The 17676-nt window shown below is 59.2% G+C and carries 14 protein-coding genes and 2 pseudogenes; 5 read left to right on the plus strand and 11 right to left on the minus strand.

Translation table 11 applies throughout. The features are described 5' to 3' along the window. Positions 1–155: 155 nt before the first annotated feature. From Ga0102493_RS01910 to Ga0102493_RS01945, 8 genes are all read right to left on the minus strand, one after another. Entirely contained in the window at positions 156–2141 is a 1986-nt protein-coding gene (locus tag Ga0102493_RS01910; protein WP_034906638.1) for a M13-type metalloendopeptidase, read from the minus strand. Continuing rightward, complete coding sequence (locus Ga0102493_RS01915; protein WP_150132391.1) at positions 2138–2935, minus strand: hypothetical protein; 798 nt, start codon at positions 2933–2935, stop codon at positions 2138–2140. Before Ga0102493_RS01915 ends, Ga0102493_RS01910 begins: the two co-directional genes overlap by 4 nt. Continuing rightward, complete coding sequence (locus Ga0102493_RS01920; RefSeq protein WP_150132392.1) at positions 2890–3579, minus strand: hypothetical protein; 690 nt, start codon at positions 3577–3579, stop codon at positions 2890–2892. Before Ga0102493_RS01920 ends, Ga0102493_RS01915 begins: the two co-directional genes overlap by 46 nt. After that, a complete protein-coding gene (locus Ga0102493_RS01925; RefSeq protein ID WP_034906645.1) occupies positions 3576–4436 on the minus strand; it encodes an ABC transporter ATP-binding protein in 861 nt (286 codons plus the stop codon). The genes Ga0102493_RS01920 and Ga0102493_RS01925 overlap by 4 nt, the downstream gene beginning before the upstream one ends. 489 nt (positions 4437–4925) lie before the next feature. Continuing rightward, positions 4926–6059 carry a DJ-1/PfpI family protein gene (locus Ga0102493_RS01930; RefSeq protein ID WP_034906649.1) on the minus strand — a complete coding sequence of 378 codons (1134 nt, stop codon included), beginning with the start codon at positions 6057–6059 and terminating at the stop codon, positions 4926–4928. A 112-nt stretch (positions 6060–6171) separates the two neighbouring features. Beyond that, complete coding sequence (locus tag Ga0102493_RS01935) at positions 6172–6909, minus strand: DUF4336 domain-containing protein (RefSeq protein WP_034906652.1); 738 nt, start codon at positions 6907–6909, stop codon at positions 6172–6174. 2 nt (positions 6910–6911) lie between these two features. Then, the gene (locus tag Ga0102493_RS01940; protein ID WP_069297425.1) at positions 6912–7937 is read right to left on the minus strand and encodes a GlxA family transcriptional regulator; all 1026 of its coding nucleotides are present in this window, start codon (positions 7935–7937) and stop codon (positions 6912–6914) included. Continuing rightward, entirely contained in the window at positions 7934–9256 is a 1323-nt protein-coding gene (locus Ga0102493_RS01945) for a S41 family peptidase (RefSeq protein ID WP_051698455.1), read from the minus strand. The genes Ga0102493_RS01940 and Ga0102493_RS01945 overlap by 4 nt, the downstream gene beginning before the upstream one ends. An 859-nt stretch (positions 9257–10115) precedes the next feature. Between Ga0102493_RS01945 and Ga0102493_RS01950 the strand changes: the two genes are divergently transcribed. From Ga0102493_RS01950 to Ga0102493_RS01960, 3 genes are all read left to right on the plus strand, one after another. Beyond that, positions 10116–11186 carry a COG3904 family protein gene (locus Ga0102493_RS01950; RefSeq protein WP_034906654.1) on the plus strand — a complete coding sequence of 357 codons (1071 nt, stop codon included), beginning with the start codon at positions 10116–10118 and terminating at the stop codon, positions 11184–11186. Positions 11187–11854: 668 nt separating this feature from the next. Then, positions 11855–12145 (plus strand): type II toxin-antitoxin system RelE/ParE family toxin, encoded by a 291-nt coding sequence (locus tag Ga0102493_RS01955; RefSeq protein ID WP_034906655.1) that lies wholly within the window; start codon positions 11855–11857, stop codon positions 12143–12145. Next, positions 12135–12437 (plus strand): HigA family addiction module antitoxin, encoded by a 303-nt coding sequence (locus Ga0102493_RS01960; RefSeq protein WP_034906658.1) that lies wholly within the window; start codon positions 12135–12137, stop codon positions 12435–12437. The genes Ga0102493_RS01955 and Ga0102493_RS01960 overlap by 11 nt, the downstream gene beginning before the upstream one ends. Positions 12438–12618: 181 nt before the next feature. Here Ga0102493_RS01960 and Ga0102493_RS01965 read toward each other — a convergent pair. Next, positions 12619–13818 (minus strand): annotated as a pseudogene (locus Ga0102493_RS01965) (IS256 family transposase). Between the two features lie 63 nt (positions 13819–13881). Between Ga0102493_RS01965 and Ga0102493_RS01970 the strand changes: the two are divergent. After that, positions 13882–14232 (plus strand): annotated as a pseudogene (locus Ga0102493_RS01970) (integrase core domain-containing protein); the annotation flags it as partial. Between the two features lie 438 nt (positions 14233–14670). Beyond that, entirely contained in the window at positions 14671–15264 is a 594-nt protein-coding gene (locus Ga0102493_RS15860) for an isopropylmalate isomerase (RefSeq protein WP_150132393.1), read from the plus strand. Between the two features lie 201 nt (positions 15265–15465). On the opposite strand, the gene Ga0102493_RS15570 is transcribed toward Ga0102493_RS15860, so the two are convergent. After that, positions 15466–16226, minus strand: a protein-coding gene (locus tag Ga0102493_RS15570; RefSeq protein WP_150132387.1) for an IS5 family transposase whose coding sequence is annotated in 2 segments (ribosomal slippage) — positions 15466–15893 and positions 15893–16226 — 762 coding nt in all. Because the reading frame shifts where the segments join, the coding sequence is not laid out codon by codon here. A gap of 241 nt (positions 16227–16467) precedes the next feature. Further along, positions 16468–17609, minus strand: a protein-coding gene (locus tag Ga0102493_RS01985; RefSeq protein ID WP_150132394.1) for an IS3 family transposase whose coding sequence is annotated in 2 segments (ribosomal slippage) — positions 16468–17396 and positions 17396–17609 — 1143 coding nt in all. Because the reading frame shifts where the segments join, the coding sequence is not laid out codon by codon here. Between the last annotated feature and the right edge of the window lie 67 nt (positions 17610–17676).

Genomic DNA, 17676 nt, shown 5'->3' on the forward strand with positions numbered 1-17676 from the left:
TTAGCGGACCGCGCCTCTCGCCGAGATGTCAGAGTTACCGCAGAAGAATCCAAACTGACACGCAGGCAGCGTCGATTGTTGGGCGAGCCGGGTTGGCGAGTGAGCTTTCTACGATCGGAGAAGCTGGTCTGCGGCTCGCGGGATCGGTTCTTGGGTCACAGAGGCGAAGCGCGATTATCCTCGGCGAGATACATTTCATCCTCTTTTCCAACGCCAAACACATCGTAGAATGGTTCGAATGCGGCTACTGGCCCGTTGCATCTCTGCTTTGCAGGCGCATGGCTTTCGGTGGCCACGATGCGCTCCAAAAGCTGGGTCCTGAAGATCGCTCTCTTCATGCGACAATTCGCGGCCAGATAGGTGCTGGTCGCTGCATGCTTCCGATCCTCGCTCCGATCGCCAAGGGATGCCAGCATCGCCTGATGTGCAACGATCAAGCCGGCAAGATCGGCATAGGCTTCACTGACAGTGAGCCGACCATCGAGGCGAAGCCCGGGAAGAGCTTCGAACGCCGAATATTGCTCGACAAGTTTGGCGATCTCGTCATCGAAGCGCTGGCGGTCCTCGGTCGTCCACCAGTCCCTCAGCACCCCATCGGCGTCATACTGGGAACCCTGGTCGTCGAAAGCATGCGCCATTTCGTGCGCAATGATCGATCCGATTCCGGCGAAATTCTCGACATCGGCAGCATTGGCATCGAACCACGGTGCTCGCAGCATGCCTGCGGGTATCGCGAGGGTATTCGTGCTGCGAACGTAGTAGGCGCTCGTGTCGTAGGCGGGCGCATACCATTTCGAGCGATCCCTTGGCTTGCCGGCTTCGGCAACTTCCCGGCCGAATGATGCCCTTCGAAGCGCCATCAGGTTCGTGACGACATCCGAAGGCAACAACTTGGTCGGGCTGGATGGATCGCATTCGTCAGGATGGCCGACTTGGATGGTCAGCCGTTCGAGTTTCCTTAGGGCCTCGGCCTTAGTCTGTTCGGAAAACATGTCGCTTCGCGCGATGCGCCGGCCATAGGCTGACCTGATATCCTCCGCGAGCGAGCGCACCTTCTCTCTGATCGCTGGGTCGAAATGCCGATCAAGCCAGATCTTCTCGATCTCTGCGCCGAAGGCAGCCTCGATGGATAGGGCCGCCTCTTCCTCCGAAGGCCGAGGCTCCGCATTTCCGAGTAAGACGCCGCCAAAGAACCCGAAATGCGCTGCTCGCGTCCCGTCCGAAAGGACGGGGGCGTAGCGGCGGATCACCTGCCATCCAAGATAGTTTCTCCAGGTCTTCGTCGAACGGCTTTCGATCAATTCGGCTAGCGCTGCGAAATACCCCGTGTCAGCCACGAGCCACTCGTCCGGTTCGAGGTTGCATCCAGCGAAAAACTCACTCCAGTCGAAGGACTGGATTGGTCCGGAATGATTGCGCTCGAGGCTCCAGGTCGATGCGGCATCGTGTCGGTCCGCTTCGGACAGCCGCGCCTTCGCGAGTGCGGCTTCGAGGTCGAAGACGTCCATCAATTCGGATTGGGTAGCAGCTATGCCCCGTTCGCCCATCAGGTCCGACATCATCGCGAGGTAGGCGCCTCGCACCGTGTCATGGCGCGGCTCAACATAGTAGGGGGCGTCGGGCAGCCCTGAACCCGCCGGCTCGACAAAGAGCGCCTGCCGAGCAGCGTCTGACGGTATCGATCGCGAGCCGAGCCAGATTGGCGTTACCCCCGGCTGCATCGCGTTCGGGTCGAAATCCGAGTGGTCAGCATGGAGCCGGCAGAATTCTCCCACGAGGCGCTCCTTGTCCTCGATTTCCGCGATGTCCCGCAGCACCGCTTCGAGAGACCTTATCCCGGCGGAGCGATCCTCTGCCATCAGGCTCTGACGAAATGCCGCAATCTGCGCGCCGACCGGCCCGAAATCGGACGGGCGTTCGGTGAGGTCCTCGATGATTGCCGCGACCTCGGCCTGGATGGCGAGCGTATTCTCGACGAAGGGACCGGTCCACGGAACTTCAGACGGAATACGCGCAGTCGCGAGCCAAGCCGCGTTGACGTGGCCGTAGAAATCGTCCTGTGGGCGTGGCGGAACTTCGGCGGCATTCGCAACGAGCAACCCCAGGAAGGCCGTGACGGCACCAAGCTTCAGGATCTTCATTCTGTTTCTCCTTCGCCCCGCTGGAAATGCAGCCCGGATGTCCGAGCTAGCGCGACTATCGACAACGCCGCCCAAGCGAGATTGACCGCGAGCGCGGCGACGATTGTGCCAATTCCTGAGCCCGATGTGGCCGCCAGCAGCACCCCGCTATGAAAGGTCGGGAAAGGCGCCGCGATCACGCGCCAGAATCCATCTGCAAGAGCTACAAGCGCGACCAGGGCGAGAGGGCTGAGCAGCTTCGAATAGGCAATGCCCTCAAGCCGGTTCGCGGCGAAGATCGGCAGGAGACACCCGACAGCGATAGCCTGAAGACTGCCGCATAAGGAGACTAGCAAGGCCATTTCGGGTGGGCTTCCAATCGCGGCCGCGGTCGGGAACGTCAGAAGGAAGGCGATCAGGCTCCCCGCAGCGAGCCGCATGACAGCAAAGCCTGCGATTCCGGACACGCTCGTGGCAAAAACTTGCTCCAGTCCCTCGTCGCGTTCTTCAAGGAAACGCATCGCGAAGATCCAGCCAACGAGGAGCGCTGGCAGCGCGACGAGAAAGCCTCCGACAAGCCGCGATGCATCCTCGATCCCTGCATGAAGCATGACGGTCTGGTCGACCTCTGCGCCGAAGAAATGGATCACCGCCAGCGGCAGCGTAGCCATGACGAGCACTGCAGCAAGCGCGGGGTCGCGCACAATGCAGAGCAGTTCGCTCCGCACTAGGAAATAGCCAATACGAATGCGATTTAGCGGAGCGCTCCTCATGCCGGAGACAGCCTGCGCCCACCTAGATTGGCCGAAGCCCATAGCGCGAGCACTGCGTAAAGGAGCGAGAGCAAAGTCGCGCCAAGCACTGCCGGCTCTTGAGCCGAGCCAGCTCCCAAAGCCGACCTCAAGGCCTCAAACTGCGTTTGGAAAGGCCATAGAGCTCCTATCGGCCCGAAGCCAAGCGCCAACGCCATGTTGAGATAGATCGAAAGCACGCAAATTCCCGCCACGGCAAAGAAGGCCGTTATCCGCCGAATCCGGAGCGCGATCGCCATTCCGAGCGCGGAATAGGTGATCGAGATTGCGTAGCTCGTCAGAAGGAACGCGGGCCAATGCTCAACTCGCGCGAAGAACACTGCCAGCGCCGCTGATAGAAGGACGGCGATGCCCCCGATAACGAGGGCTCGCGATGCAAAACGCTGCAGCCTGCCCACACCGGCCAGAAACACCTGGAAGTCAGCGCCTTGTTCGCGCTCAAGCATGACGAGTAGCCCGGCAAACGCGAGGCCCAGCATGGAAGGATCGGAGAAGATCAGGAAGGTCGTCACGTCATTGGCAACCCGTCCGACGCCGAATCCGAGGATCACGGCATAGCCGGCAAGGACGAAGAGAGCGGCCAGCACGATCCGGTAGCGCAGAACAACCCGACATTCATTTGCGAGCAGCGCCAGGCCCATTTTCATTCGCTGATCTCGGTCGCCACTTTGATGAATACGTCATCAAGACTGGGTTCAACGCTTCGCAGCGACACGATCCGGTCCGCTGCAAGCAATTCGCGAAACCTACTGTTCTCGCCGAGCGCGGCGAGCGGAAAAGTCTCGGTTTTGTCGCTTTCGCCCGCCCGATGCGCGACCTCGACCCGAGGCTCGGCCATGCTCCGCTTCAGGTTCGAAGGCGCCCCCGATTTGACGATGCGACCCGCGATCAGGAACCCCACGCGGTCGCAAATGCGCTCGGCTACCGCCATGTCATGTGTGGCCATGAGGATGGTTTTGCCACGCGCTTTCAAATTAAGGATCAGGGAGCTGATGAGCCGCACTCTTGCGGGATCCTGTCCTGAGGTTGGCTCATCGAGAAAGTAGAGTTCGGGATCATGCAGGAGCGCCCGCGCCAGGTTCAGACGGATTTTCATACCTTTCGACAGGTCCTGAACGCGCTTCGAAGCGTGTTCGAGCAAGTCGACTTGAGCCAGCACCTCATCGAGGGGCGGCTCCGTTCCCCCTTGCAGCGATGCAAAGAGTTCGAGGTTCTCTCGGGCAGTCAGCTGCTGGTAGGCGGCGGGGAGCTCGAAAGAGACCCCGACCCTTCGATAGAACTCCCTCGCCAAGTTGCGCGCTTCGCAGCCCAGAACGCGAACCGTCCCCGAGTAGTTTTTCTCGAAGCCGAGAAGGATGGATTGCAGCGTCGATTTACCCGACCCGGACGGCCCGAGTATTCCGAAGACCTCGCCTTCCCTAACCGTCAGATCGAGACCTTTCAGAACTTCCTGCGATCGTCTGTAGCCAAAGCGTAGGGTCGATATCAGGATGGTATCAGTCATGTCGGGCTCACGACCCCGCCGAGGGTTGTGTGTCGTCCAGCCGATGGCACATATGATGGTCTCTTTGCTGCAAGATGACCTGTCGACCCCAAAGCACCGGCGACGGGCAAATGCCCTTGGCAGGGATCATGATGTCGCTCTCGTGTCCCGCGTTCTGTCAGCATTTCCTCTGAACACCTTGGTGGCTGTCGCACGAATTTGATCGTCCGAACAAGCGCGTGCCTGTCGAAAGGCGACGCTCCTGAGCGTATTGGCGGGCAATGAGGTCAGTTTGGCGCGAAGTGACGTTCCGGCACATTGCGACACGGCAAGCGTCACTTGCGAAGATTCCGAGGTATCGTGCTGCTCGAACATCGGGGCGAGCATCAAGAAAGAAGCCTGTCGATGAGCACCCACTGCACCAAAAATGGACTGGGCGACTTCACCAAGCATGAGTTGGACGCGAAAGACCGATCGAACGCTCGAATGATCACCAGGCATTCGATGGTGCTATGATCGGCCCTCAGCCCATGCATATTCGACCTGGATCGCGACATAGCGCGCTACATCTTCGCCGTAAGCCGTCGAAATAGCAGCCAGCGTCTCGTCGAGCGCTCGCGCAGCCGGGCCACGCTCGACCTCGACCATCCTCGAAACTTTGGTCGCCGGATCACTCAGGTCAGCAAGCGCCAAGCCGCTATCCAGTTCGACCCTCGGCTCGTGTCCTATCGCGATCGTCCGCGAACGATCGGTTCTCGCCCAGGCATCCGCAGTTAGCGCCAGCGCGATTGCGGAGCTCCTGCTCTCGACAGGTATCCCGATAGATTGCCGGTTCCAGAACGCCACGCGGCCGGAAATCGCCGCCCAGACCGCTTCTCGCGTGACCGAGAAAGCTTCCGAGTTATGCGCCGCGGTCCAAGACGATACGCCAAGGCGCGAGGCCAATGCTTCGGCCTGCTGGAATCCTCCGATAGCTTCGACCAGCGCGAGCGATACCGGTATCGAGGCTGTCACTCCGGTTGTCGTAACGATCCCGTCGTCCACGACATAACGGCGATCCGTCACGGGAATGAGCCCGGGTTCTTCCTTCAACAGGTCCTCGACTTCATACCAATGCGTCGTGCCCCTGCGACCGCGAAGCAATCCTGCGGCTGCGACAGTCCGGGCTCCTGCGCAGATACCGATGACTGTTGCGTTCTTTCCAGCTTGCTGCGCGATCCATGGAACGAGCTTAGGGCTGTCGATCCGGTGGCTGGCCGGGACGATGACGTAGTCTGCTCCTTCCCGGTAGCGATCATCGAAGTCTTCGAAGGTCATCTGCGGCACGATCGTCAGGGCCGGGAAGAGCTCGACCGGATAGCTCGACGCCGCAACCACGTGCACGTCCGCAAGTCCCGAGAGCGACAGGACCGCATGGGGGACGATTGTGTCGGTTGTCTCGGAACCCTCTTTGTCGACGACCACCGCGATAACGGGTCGCTTTCTCTTCGGCGGCTTCAGAGCCTCGATAGTCTTCGAATGCTCGCCCGGATCGATTGGCGAGATCGAATACGCCGACGGGCTTGCTGGCGTTAGGGCGCACCCACCGATTACGCCGACGGCGCTCATTGATGCGGCTCCGATAAGAAAAAGTCTGCGGTCCATGGCATCCTCCTTTTCCGCACAAAATTGGCGGAGGCTGAGGATGGCCGCTACGCATGATCAGCCGCAATTTGCGCCAGATCGCGAATTGTGAGGGGCGGTTTCGATGCGAAGCTCAGTCTTCGATCGCCCAGCCCTTCTTACGTAAGTCCCGTGGCTCTGGTTGCTTGCCATGCGCGATGAGCACGCGTCGCGCCGAGAGGCCTTTTAGCATCCTCAGGCTGGCGCGGACTTGGTCGAGCATCCCGGACCGCCAGGCCGTGGCCAGCAGTTCGATGGAGACCACTGGACCGCGTCCTGCTCCTGATAGTGCCAAGAGACTCTTCGGCAGGAGGCCATGAACGCGGCCGAGCTCGAAATTCTGCAGCATGTCGGTGAGAATCAATGACCGGGATGTCTTGTGAAAAAGGGCGACCTCGCGCCATTCGGTCCCGTCCACGATGTTCATACCGAGCCAGTCGGGGCCGCCTTCTGACCTCATCCTAGTAAGCGGGATAGAGCGCGATTGCAGATCCTCGAAAAGGGCTTCGAGCCCGGGCGCCAGCACGACCGCTGCCCGCGGGACATTCCCGGCCCAGTCTCGGATGTAGAGATGGTGAAAAGTGTTTGGAGCGATCAACCCCGAAATTGGGCCAAGTGCCTCTATCGAGCTGCGCAATTGGTCCGAATAGGCCACGGGCGAGTGGAGCCAAATGCCGCCCCTAGGATCGGCCAGGATCGTTGCCCGGGTCGGGCAGGGAATCCTGAAAGGTCCGAACGGGTAGAGGACGGTCGGTCCTTCAACCGTCCAGATACCCTCATCGATCAGGACGGGCTCACCTTGCGGCACGTAGGGAAGGTAATCCCCCGCCATAATCAGACGCCCTCACGATCGTGGCGTGCGAAAGCTGCCCGCAGCGCCCCGGGCGGACGCTGGTAGGCCCGCTGGAAGGCTCTTTCGAGCGTGTCGACCGAGCCAAAGCCGGACCGTTCGGCCACACGCTTGAGCGGCCAGTCGGTTTCCTCGAGCCATCGCCTCGCGGCCTCGACGCGAACCGCGCGCACGAATTCGGACGGCGTTCGGCCGACCTCCTTGCGGAACCGGCGCTGGAACGTGCGCTCGCTGTTGCCCACCTGCTCTGCGAGCGCGCCTACGCTGAGATCCGCTGACGGGTTCTCGACAATCCACGATACGAGATCGCCATATGCCCCGCCCGCCTTTTCCTGCGCCGCAAGCACTTCGCTGAATTGCGACTGCCCACCCGGCCGCCGGAGAAAAAGAACCATCGTTCGGGCGACCTTCGCGGCAACCCGGTGACCCAGATCCTCCTCGATCAGCCCGAGACTGAGATCAAGAGAAGCGCTCATCCCGGCTGAGGTGAAGATCTTTCCGTCCCGCACGAAAACCGCGTCCGGACACACGGTGACTCCCTCGAACATCGCGCCGAGACGGTCGCATGACGCCCAATGGGTTACTGCGCGCCTGTTTTCGAGCAACCCCGCCGCGCCAAGAAGAAATGCCCCGGTGCAGACCGAGCCTGCGCGCCTCGCTCCGGAAGCGAGCCGCCTGACCTCGTCGAGGAACTGCTGGTCCCTGCCCGCCCGGATCAATGCGGCTTCGTCGCCCCCTGCAATCATCAGGGTGTCGATAGGCCCTTCGATCCCGCCAAGCGGAGAAAGAGACGCCAGGCGCAGCCCGCTCTCGGTCTCGCATTCTCCGCCTCCGAGACTTGCGTGACAGATGTCGTAACTCCCCGGAGCGAACCGGTTCGCCATATCGAACGCCGAAGACGGGCCTGCAATGTCAAGCGGGTTCGCGCCTTCAAAAGCGACAATGACAACCTTGCGCAGGGTGGGAGGCGCGCACGCCGCCTCATTGCTTGTCGAAGGCGACGCTGTCATGTGCTGCTTCCGCGGCGCCTGGGAGCAGTCCGATCTCGCGCGGCTCTCTCCAGATACCAGATTGCTAGCGGCAAGAGCGGATCGCTGCCGTCGGGGCCGATATCCCCGTGAGGCATTGCCAGGTCGGCGACATAGTCCTCCCGCGGTGTGCCGTCAGGGTGGAACAGCTTCTCGACACCCATGTCGATCCGCGCGCCCGATGCCGGGAGATCGAAATTCCAGAGCGCGCCGAGAAGATCGCCCATGTCCGAGCCGATCGTGTAGGCGCCAGCTGCGGCGTCGAGGCCGATGACCAGCCCCTCGCCCATGCTCCCTGTCCAGGTTCCATGAAGCACGACGACCGGTCCGCGGAATTGGGGCCGTCGGGGTGAGGCAAGCTCGATGAAGGTCCGAGGCACGCCCAGCTCGCGCTCCACCGCGGGAATCGTGTGAACCTGGTAAGGTTTGGGCTCAGTCAGGAAATGTCCGATTATCGACCGCGCCACGTCGGTGTTCCCGCCGCTCGGTGTATTGCGCAGATCAATGATGAGACCTTCCGCGACGGCGAGCCGGGCGATGGCCTCGTCGAAAGCGGCGATCGTGTCATTGTCGCCGAGCGAGTTCTGAATGAGGATACGGCCGAAGCCTTTGCTCTTGCCAACCCTTTCGACCGAAACCAGTTCGCTCGGTCCTGCTTGGCGGCCCTTTGAAGGTGCGGGCAATTCCAGTTCCACCTGCTTCCCATCCGGTTTCGCGAAGAGCACCCGGCGTTGCTGACCGCGGCGCCCGTTGACGGCTAGCGTTATTCCATAGCTGAGTTGCGCATCGCTCGGATTGGGCAGCACATCTCCGAAAGGGAGGCTTGCTGCCTGCCTGACAGGCTGGCCATCGACGCTGAGCACGCGCCAGCCTGGCCGCACGTCCGCCCCAGCGGCGTGGCTATCGCGCCGGACCTCGACGATTTCGTATCGACCTTCTGCGTATGCGGCACGCAGGTCGGCGCCGGAGTAGATGATCGAGAAGTCCTGCTCATCGAACGGACCGACGATCAAGTGCGGATCCATGAAAGTGAGGGCCGTCTGCTGCATGAATCGGCGCAACTCGTCTGGCGTTTCCGCAGCCAGAGCGAGCTTGCGCGATCGGGCGAGCTGTCGGTCCGCGCTGTCCCCGCCGAGCCGGTCGAAATATGCGTAATGCGAGCGAAGTAGGCGCTCGAATTCTTCCCAAGCCTCGGCCGTATCGATTCCCGGCTCTTGGACGGCATTATCGTCGTTCGCCGCTACGAAAAATGCCAGCGCTATTACAAGGGCCAAGGCTTTGGCTTTTTCGATCAGTAACATCTATCGACCCAGTGACTGCGCTTTAGCAACGTAGCGCAAGGCTCCTACTGGCGGAACCGGCAAAGGACCCGCAGAATGCGCCACCTTCGCTAGCAGCCCGGGAACATTGAAAGCATTTCGCTGGGTGCGTGTCATATCTCGTATTGCTCACCGTTCTTCTCCGAGGCCTGATTCGCCGCAGAGGGTGTCCGCTAACGGGCAGCCTGAAATGGGAAGGCTACGTCTTGAAAGGGGCGCAAAACTGACTCGCCGCCCTCTGGCACCCTATTGGCAGCTTCTCTCAAAAACAGACTTTGTTGTGGCTCTCGTGAATCACTGACGTTGGGTCGTGATCCGCTCATTCCCAAGGCAGGCTGGACGTCAGTTCTCCAGCTCTCGCTATCCGCCGTGTCCAAGCAGGCAATGGGCCCATTTGCAGCGATCCCGGAGCTGGATTTCGCGCCAGGTTACGGTATTTCAAGCGAAATTTCCCAATGATTTGGAGTGCCCATCTTCGTCCTCCCCAGGGCACCAATATTTCAAAATTGCAGAGTTCTGGGATTTTCTCGGCCCCCGTTCCGGACAGACGAGAACTTTATGTCCAGACACCCGCAGGGTTGCAGGTTTCAGTGCACGTTTTTTGCTCAAAGGGCGGCGCTGCCGAACGGCAGCCGTCGTCCGATGGTGCTGAATGGCAGGAAATCGTTGCTATCCAAAAATAGCTGCCGTTCCGCTTGCGACCCGTTGCAGACATTCGCCGGACTTTCGGGGTTACCTGAAAGCGGACGCCACGCTTTAGCGGGATTTTTCGGCTAGCTTTCGGTGGTCTAAGTAAACAGATTTCGCTAGATAGCGATCCGAAACCAATCTAACCGAAGCCATGAAACTAATCGCAATCCTGGCTCTTTTCGCTTCGCTCCTTTGTGCTCCCGCACACGCTCTCGAATACAGCGTCGGGAACACTGGCGGCAATTGTTCGGAGTGTGTATGGATCGCCGCTGAAGGTGACATCGAAGAGGGCGATACCGCAAAGCTCGAAGCCTTCCTTCAGCGCGAAGGGTGGGAGCGACCGTATCTCGTCCGAATAAACTCACCAGGCGGGAATGTTGCTGAAGCTCTCGAGCTGGGACGATATCTTCGAATTCAGCGATCGAGAGTCATCGTTTCAAGCACTCAATCGGAGTTCTACGAGCCCGCGGGAAAGGTCTTACAGTCTTACGGTGGCGGCGTGTGCGCTAGCGCTTGTGTATTTGTCCTGATGGGTGGCGTGAGCCGCGAGATCAGCACAGACAGCATGGTCGGCGTCCATCAGTTTACGCCATCGCTAGACGGGATGGAAAGCAGCTCCGCCACCATCTCATCGACGCAGACTACCGTAGCGGTCTTGCAAGCTTATGCTATTGAGATGGATATTGATCCTATTGTCCTGACATTGGCGGCGGCAACTCCGCCTGAAGGGATGCTCTGGCTGGAACCTAGGGATATGGAGCGTATGAACCTGCTCACGTCCCGCAATTTCAAGGAATTCTCGACGTGGGCATTGCAGCCGGCGGGGAACCAGCTAGTCGCTCGTGCCAGCCAAGAACAGACCAACGGACGCACCGCCTACCTAGCCGCTGATTGCCGTTTTTTCCATCTGGGGTTAGAAATGACAGGGGATGGGCTTGAAGAGTTGGCCGAAGCTATTCGCGGAGCTGATCTAACACTAGATGAAACGCAATGGTCGTACCCGCTGAAGATTGCTGATGTAACGATCAGAGACGGAATGATCGTTTTGAGCTTTACCGAAGGTCCAAAAATTCTGGCCGCCATCGTGCAGGCTAACGATCAGCTCAACATCGATATCGATGTTCCTTGGGTTTACATGTCGTCGATTGGTGGTCCACAGTTCGATATCCCGACTTCGAACATGGATGAGATCGCTCCGCACGTTCTGAACTCCTGCCGCTGACCTATTGCGTTGCTACTCTTTGCGTAGTTGTGATCAAAAGACCTTCCCGGCTTTGCAGACGCAACCCATGCCGTAAGTTGTGTTCGATCGTCTGATGATGGCAATCGACACCCGATACCTGCCATTCAGCTTCCCACCCACTTCGCGACATTCATGGGCCGCTTGGAAAGCCCCGAGAGCGGACATTCACCCAGGTGTGGCGGCTTAGACCGCTTTCTGGAGCTGCGGGCGATGGAGCTTGCGACCAAGATTAGGTGCAAAGCGATCATATCTAAGGCAGGTCGGCCTGAATTCTCCAATGATTTGAGTGCCCATCTTTGTCCTCTATGGGGCACCAGTAGCTTAAAATATTGAAATATATAGATAAAATGAATGATTCCGAGGGCTCACAACGGTTTTCGGAATTTGTCTCTGTTTGTCTTTCGTCTAATTTTTCAGCACTTTGCGGCCTTGCCCGACTGAATTTCGACTCGTCCCTGATAATCCCAGCCTCAGATTTTTGCGGGCCTTCTTGGGGGCTTTCTCGAGAACCACATTCAAAGGCCCGCAGAGCCGATATTCGACCTGCTTTGTTGTCATGAAGATCGGCCCAGATCTCGGAGATGGAACTGATTGTCGCTTGTCGCGCGACACTTGACAATGTGAGATATCGTGGCTAGTTGGGCATCATGGAAATCGAGTCCATCGGGCATAAGGGCCTGCGCCGCTTCTTCGAGACCGGCAATGCCAAAGGCCTGGTGGGTGATGTGGGTAGGCTGCGCAAGATGCTTGCCTTCATTGATGCCGCTGAAAGTATGGATGAGCTGTTCGTTCCGCCAAACTTCGGCCTCCACGAGCTTGCAGGAGATCGGAAAGATACCTGGTCGATGACCGTGACACGCAACTGGCGTCTGACATTTAGGATGAATGAAGAGGGCGCACTGATCGATATGGATCTGGAGGATTATCATGGCGCTTAAGATGCACCCGTCGCTCGCCGTCCATGTCGGTGATTGGCTCAAGAGCGAAATTGTCGAACCTGCCGGTGTCAGCGTGACTGATCTTGCCGCACACTTCGGTGTCTCGCGGCAGGCGCTGAGCACGCTGCTAAACGGCAATGCCAGTCTCTCTGCAGATATGGCGATCCGCTTCGAGAAGGCGTTTGGAGTAAAGGCCGATACCTTGCTGCGGATGCAGACAGCTTATGAGCTAGCACAAGCGCGTGCGCATGAGGGTAATATTAAGGTCAGGAAGTTTGCAGGGGCAGCTTGACAACCGCTGGCGTTGGTCTGCGCAACGCGGAGCAGAAAGTCATCGAACGCTAGGTCCAAGTTGACAGATTGCGCGAGGACCGATGGCTAGGACATGAGTGGTGTGACCATATCTCTTGGCGGTGGTGCCATTGTCCAGTTGGGAGTGTCAGTAATTTTGTGCGCAAGGCCGGTTTCATTCATCAGAGTGTGAACATGTCGCCGAAGATAATGGCGAACTGATTTTTGCCTCTGTCCACTCGCACGGCGGCCGTTTCCATTCTTCGGCCGCATGATTGAGAACGAGGTCTAGCAGCTTCACTGCGGCCTCGTCACCTGGGAAGTGTCCGCGGGTGCGAACAGCGAGGCGCAGCTTCGAGTTCAGCGCCTCGATCGCGTTGGTGGTGTAGATCATTCGCCTGATCGTGGCGCTGAACGCATAAAACGGGATCACCTGCTCCCAGTGTCGGCGCCAGCTCTGCGAGATGGCTAGGTATTTCTGGCCCCAGAAGCTCTCCTCGAAGGCGTCCAATGCGGCCAGGCCCGCCTTCGGCATTCTCGGCGCGATAGACGCTCCTGAGCGCGCTTGTGACGGCCTTCCGGTCCTTCCAGGAGGCGAAGCTCCTGGAGCCCTCGGTCAGGTGGACGATGCAGGTCTGTACGACCGTTTCGGGGAACACGGCATTGATCGCGTCAGGGAAGCCTTTCAGGCCATCCACGACAGCGATCAGGATGTCGGCGATGCCGCGGTTCCTGAGCTCGTTCATCACGCGCATCCAGAACTTGGCGCCTTCGGTCTGCTCGATCCAGATGCCGAGGAGTTCCTTGGTTCCATCAGGAAGAATGCCAAGCGCTATGTAGACAGCCTTGTTGCGCACGAAGCCCTGGTCCATGATCTTCACCCGGATCGCGTCGAAGAACACCAGCGGATAGCACGCATCGAGCGGCTTGCCCTGTCACTCGGTGACCGTTTGCAGCACCGCATCGGTCACCGTCGAGATCAGGTCGGGCGACACATCGACCCGGTAAAGCTCTTCCAGGTGGCCGCGGATCTCACGCACGCTCATGCCGCGCGCATACATCGAGATGATCCGTGCATCGAAGTCGGGAAAGCGCCGCTGGTATTTGGCGATCAGCTTGGGATCGAAAGTGCCGGAGCGATCGTGCGGAATGTCCAGCGTCACATTCGACGTGCCGGTCAGCATCGTCTTTCTCGAACTGCCGTTCCGTCGGTTCGCGACGCCGGCCTCGGCTTCCGATTCAAGATGATCGTCCAGTTCGGCAGTGAGCATTCGCTCCGACAGCGCCTTTTTCAACTCGTCGATCAAACCGTCTCCGGCAGAAAGCTCCTGCGGACCGCGCTCTGCCAGCAGCTGGTCCAGTAACTCCTTGTCGATTGCCATAGTGAGGGGCCTTTCTTCCTCATCTTATGACCTCGCCCACAAATTACTGACACAACCTATGCTCGGCGACTCGCCCATCGCGGCGGGTTGATCCACCACATCGACCGCGGCAGCCAGTACGTCTCGATCAGGTATACTGAACGCCTTGCCGAGGCCGGGATCGAGCCTTCGGTGGGCAGTGTTGGGGACAGCTACGACAATGCCTTGGCCGAAACGATCAATGGTCTTTACAAGGCCGATGTGATCCACCGACGCGGGCCATGGCGGTCGTTCAAGGCCGTCGAATACGCGACACTCGAATAGGTGGAATGGTTCAACAACAGGCGGTTGCTTGAGCCGATCGACAACATCCCGCCTGCCGAAGCCGAAACACGATACTACGCCATGCTGGACGGACGCCCCATGGCAGCATAACTCAAGCCAACTGGTCTCCGGCAATCCCGGGGCGGTTCAGATCGCGAGCCGACGGGCGGCTTCTAGAGGCTCGCTGCCCGATTCCTGCCAATCTCGAAGCGCCCCCTTGCACACACGAAGCCTGTAGCTACTCTAAGGCCCCTATGCTAACGGCAGCAACAACCACAGTTCGCCCCCTTTTTGGAGCGTTGTTCTGTGAACGATCGAGATTGCACCGTGGTAAGCGGGGCGCTCAGCTATGGTGCGTTCTCAGTGTCTGATTGGCTAATTGCCAGGCCGGTCGGACCGGTTAGCATGGCCGATATGCGGCCATTTGGTTTTGCACTGAGCTATTTCTTTTCCGCTTCGGTCGCCATGACGTGCAGATCACAGTCTTGCAACAGGGGAATGAAGGATGGCACAACGGCGCAGAAAGTGCCGCCACAATTGGGTCGCTAGATGGAGATTAACTGGCGTCCCGGCATAGGCGATCCAACGGTTTGGGGCTGGATTACAGTCGCTGCCTATTTTGTTGCTGCGTTTCTTGCGGTCAGAGCGGCGCGCGTGTCTCAATTCTCCGGTCACCGATGGCAAAGTGAAGCCTTCTTTTGGATCCTTCTCGCCCTCTCCATGCTTGGACTTGGCATCAATAAACAGTTGGACCTGCAATCGCTCCTTACTGATTTGGCGAGAATCATGGCAAAGGATGGCGGTTGGTACAGAGATCGTCACGTTTATCAGGAGGCCGTACTCTTATTAGTTGGTGTGGCGGGGGCCATTGCCATCTTAGGGCTTCTTGTGACCCTCCGAAGATATTGCGCCGATATAAAAATCGCTGCGCTTGGTATGAACCTTGTGATATGCTTTGTTGTCATAAGAGCAGCTTCGTTCCATAAAGTTGACGATCTGATTGGTAGAAATTTCTTAGGCCTAAACTGGAACGTAATTCTTGAATTGCCCGGTATTTTTTTAGTGGCGGTTTGCGCCATGCGATACTCGCACCGGCAGACCCGAGCGAGATTGCGGGTTAAGATCTCGACTACACAATCTTGAATAGGTTGCGGTGTGGGCAGCCCTTGGTAATGGGCCGATCACTGGCCCGTCGGTCCCCGGAGGAGCGTGCGCCCAAGGATCCAGCCAGTTGCGGTCGCGAGAGATTTCCTCTGCGCCTCCCAAAACCAGCCATTCGCTAAGGTCAGCCTGGGGCCGGATGCTGACCGGCCCCTTTCAGCTGGTATCATTTAGGGTCAGGACTCATTGCGGCAGCCAGAAGATGACGGTTGCGGCGATGCATATGGCGGACATGAACGTGTGGGCGCATCGGTCGTAACGGGTGTGGATGCGTCGCCAGTCCTTGAGTTTGCCGAACATGTTCTCGACTTTGTGGCGTTGGCGATAGAGCACCGCGTCGTGGGGGATGGGCACTTTGCGGTTCGTTTTTGACGGGATGCAGGCAGCGATACCGCGCTGTTCCAGAGCGGCGCGGAACCAGTCGGCATCGTAGCCCCGATCGGCGAGCAACGCCTCGGCCTTGGGGAAGGCTTCGATCATCAGCGCAGCCCCTTTGTAGTCGCTCATCTGCCCTTCGCTGAGCAGCATGATCAATGGCCGGCCCTTGCCATCGCAGACTGCATGCAGCTTGGAGTTCAGTCCGCCTTTGGTGCGGCCGATACGTCTGGGTAGAGCCCCTTTTTTAGCAGGCTTGCCGCCGTCCGGTGCGCCTTGAGGTGGGTGGCGTCGATCATCAGCTGATCGGGCTTTCCGCCCTTGGCGGCGAGCTGGGCAAAGATCCTGTTGAACACGCCCAGGCGGCTCCAGCGGATGAAGCGATTATAGATCGTCTTGTGCGGGCCGTAGCCGGCAGGCGCATCACGCCAGCGCAATCCATTCCTGATCACGAAGATGATACCACTCACAATCCGCCGGTCATCGACCCGTGGGATCCCATGCGACAACGGAAAATAGGGCTCAATCCGGCGCATCTGCGCCTCGCTCAACAACCACAGCCCGGACATCGGCAGCACCTCCTTGCTGCCGCTATTGAATCAATCGACTGCCGCCAGCGCAAGTGATTTAATGGGTCCTGAGCCTAGGTCAGTTATTTCATTTGGTTCGTTAACTCTGCCCAACTTAGGGACAGCGTTGATTTTCGCGCTTCAAAAGAGCAGGCGCACCTGATAACTACGATACGTCGAAGATGGGGCTGGTCACGACGCCGATTCGAGCGAAAGAAGTTTTGGTCTGAGCCCGAAGTTGCTACCAGCTACGAGTAGAGCCTTGGGCCGTTTGATGCCCGTCGCTGGGCGTGATGGCAACAACCGTATCGGGGGCATGCCCCCGATACGGTTTGCCGCTTGATCCTGCCCCGATCTCTGCCGGGGTTCGGTTCCCGAGGCTCGAGTGGGGCCGGAAGTGGTTGTAGTCTTGTCGCCAGGCTTCCAGTTCCTGGCGGGCATGGGCAAGGCTGGTGAAGATCGTCTCGTTCAAGAACTCGTCCCTGAGCCGGGCATTGAAGCTCTCGATGAACCCGTTCTGATAGGGCTTGCCCGGCGCGATGTAGTGCCACTCGACGTTGCGTTCCTTGCTCCAGCGCAGGATCGCCATGCTGGTCAGCTCAGTGCCGTTATCGCTGACGATCGTGTGGGGCCGTGCCATCCTCTCGAACACCGCTGCATCGAGTTCACGCCCGACCCGAGCGCCGGAGATCGACGTGTCGGCGATCAGGCGCACGCACTCCCGGCTGTAGTCATCGACCACGGCGAAGATCCGGAACCTGCGTCCGCAGGCAAAGGCATCGGACACGAAGTCTAGGCTCCAGCGCTGGTTCGGACCCTGCGGGACCGTCATCGGTGCCCGTGTGCCCAAGGCCCGCTTGCGACCGCCACGACGGCGCACCTGCAGCCGCTCCTCGCGATAGAGCCGCCGGAACTTCTTGTGGTTCATCGTCCATCCTTCCCGGCACAGCAGCCAGTGCAACCGCCGATAGCCGAACCGGCGACGCTGGCTGGCCAGTTCCCTGATCCGCTCGCGCGCCTTCCCATCGTCCGGCCGACGACTGACATAGCGCACCATGGTCCGATCCACGCCCAGCACCGCACAGGCACGGCGCTGGCTCACCTCGAATACTTCTTGGAGATGAGCCACCGCCTGCCGTCTGGCACCGGGCGCTAGAACTTTTTTGCGTTGATCTCCTTGAGCATGGCGTTGTCGAGCATCGAGTCCGCCAGCAGCTTCTTCAGCCGCTCGTTCTCCTGCTCCAGCTGGCTCAGACGCCGGGCATCGGACACTTCCAGTCCGCCATACTTCGACTTCCACTTGTAGAAGGTCGCCGAGCTGATCCCGTGACGGCGGCACACATCCGCCGTTGGCATCCCAGCCTCCTGTTTGTAGCGCGACATTCAAGGTGAGAGTTGCGCGACGATCAGGATGAGAAGTTGATTGTCGCGGCGCGACAGTTTGTGCGCA

The organism is Erythrobacter litoralis, assembly GCF_001719165.1.
GTDB classification, from domain to species: Bacteria; Pseudomonadota; Alphaproteobacteria; order Sphingomonadales; family Sphingomonadaceae; genus Erythrobacter; species Erythrobacter litoralis.

Excerpts from the sequence above, each read along its gene's own strand:
- Ga0102493_RS01940 (WP_069297425.1), bottom strand. The coding sequence starts at position 7,937 with ATGACAGCGTCGCCTTCGACAAGCAATGAGGCGGCGTGCGCGCCTCCC.
- Ga0102493_RS01915 (WP_150132391.1), bottom strand. The coding sequence starts at position 2,935 with ATGGGCTTCGGCCAATCTAGGTGGGCGCAGGCTGTCTCCGGCATGAGG.
- Ga0102493_RS01930 (WP_034906649.1), bottom strand. The coding sequence starts at position 6,059 with ATGGACCGCAGACTTTTTCTTATCGGAGCCGCATCAATGAGCGCCGTC.
- Ga0102493_RS01925 (WP_034906645.1), bottom strand. The coding sequence starts at position 4,436 with ATGACTGATACCATCCTGATATCGACCCTACGCTTTGGCTACAGACGA.
- Ga0102493_RS01950 (WP_034906654.1), top strand. The coding sequence starts at position 10,116 with ATGAAACTAATCGCAATCCTGGCTCTTTTCGCTTCGCTCCTTTGTGCT.
- Ga0102493_RS01945 (WP_051698455.1), bottom strand. The coding sequence starts at position 9,256 with ATGTTACTGATCGAAAAAGCCAAAGCCTTGGCCCTTGTAATAGCGCTG.
- Ga0102493_RS01955 (WP_034906655.1), top strand. The coding sequence starts at position 11,855 with ATGGAAATCGAGTCCATCGGGCATAAGGGCCTGCGCCGCTTCTTCGAG.
- Ga0102493_RS15860 (WP_150132393.1), top strand. The coding sequence starts at position 14,671 with ATGGAGATTAACTGGCGTCCCGGCATAGGCGATCCAACGGTTTGGGGC.
- Ga0102493_RS01960 (WP_034906658.1), top strand. The coding sequence starts at position 12,135 with ATGGCGCTTAAGATGCACCCGTCGCTCGCCGTCCATGTCGGTGATTGG.
- Ga0102493_RS01920 (WP_150132392.1), bottom strand. The coding sequence starts at position 3,579 with ATGAAAATGGGCCTGGCGCTGCTCGCAAATGAATGTCGGGTTGTTCTG.
- Ga0102493_RS01935 (WP_034906652.1), bottom strand. The coding sequence starts at position 6,909 with ATGGCGGGGGATTACCTTCCCTACGTGCCGCAAGGTGAGCCCGTCCTG.
- Ga0102493_RS01910 (WP_034906638.1), bottom strand. The coding sequence starts at position 2,141 with ATGAAGATCCTGAAGCTTGGTGCCGTCACGGCCTTCCTGGGGTTGCTC.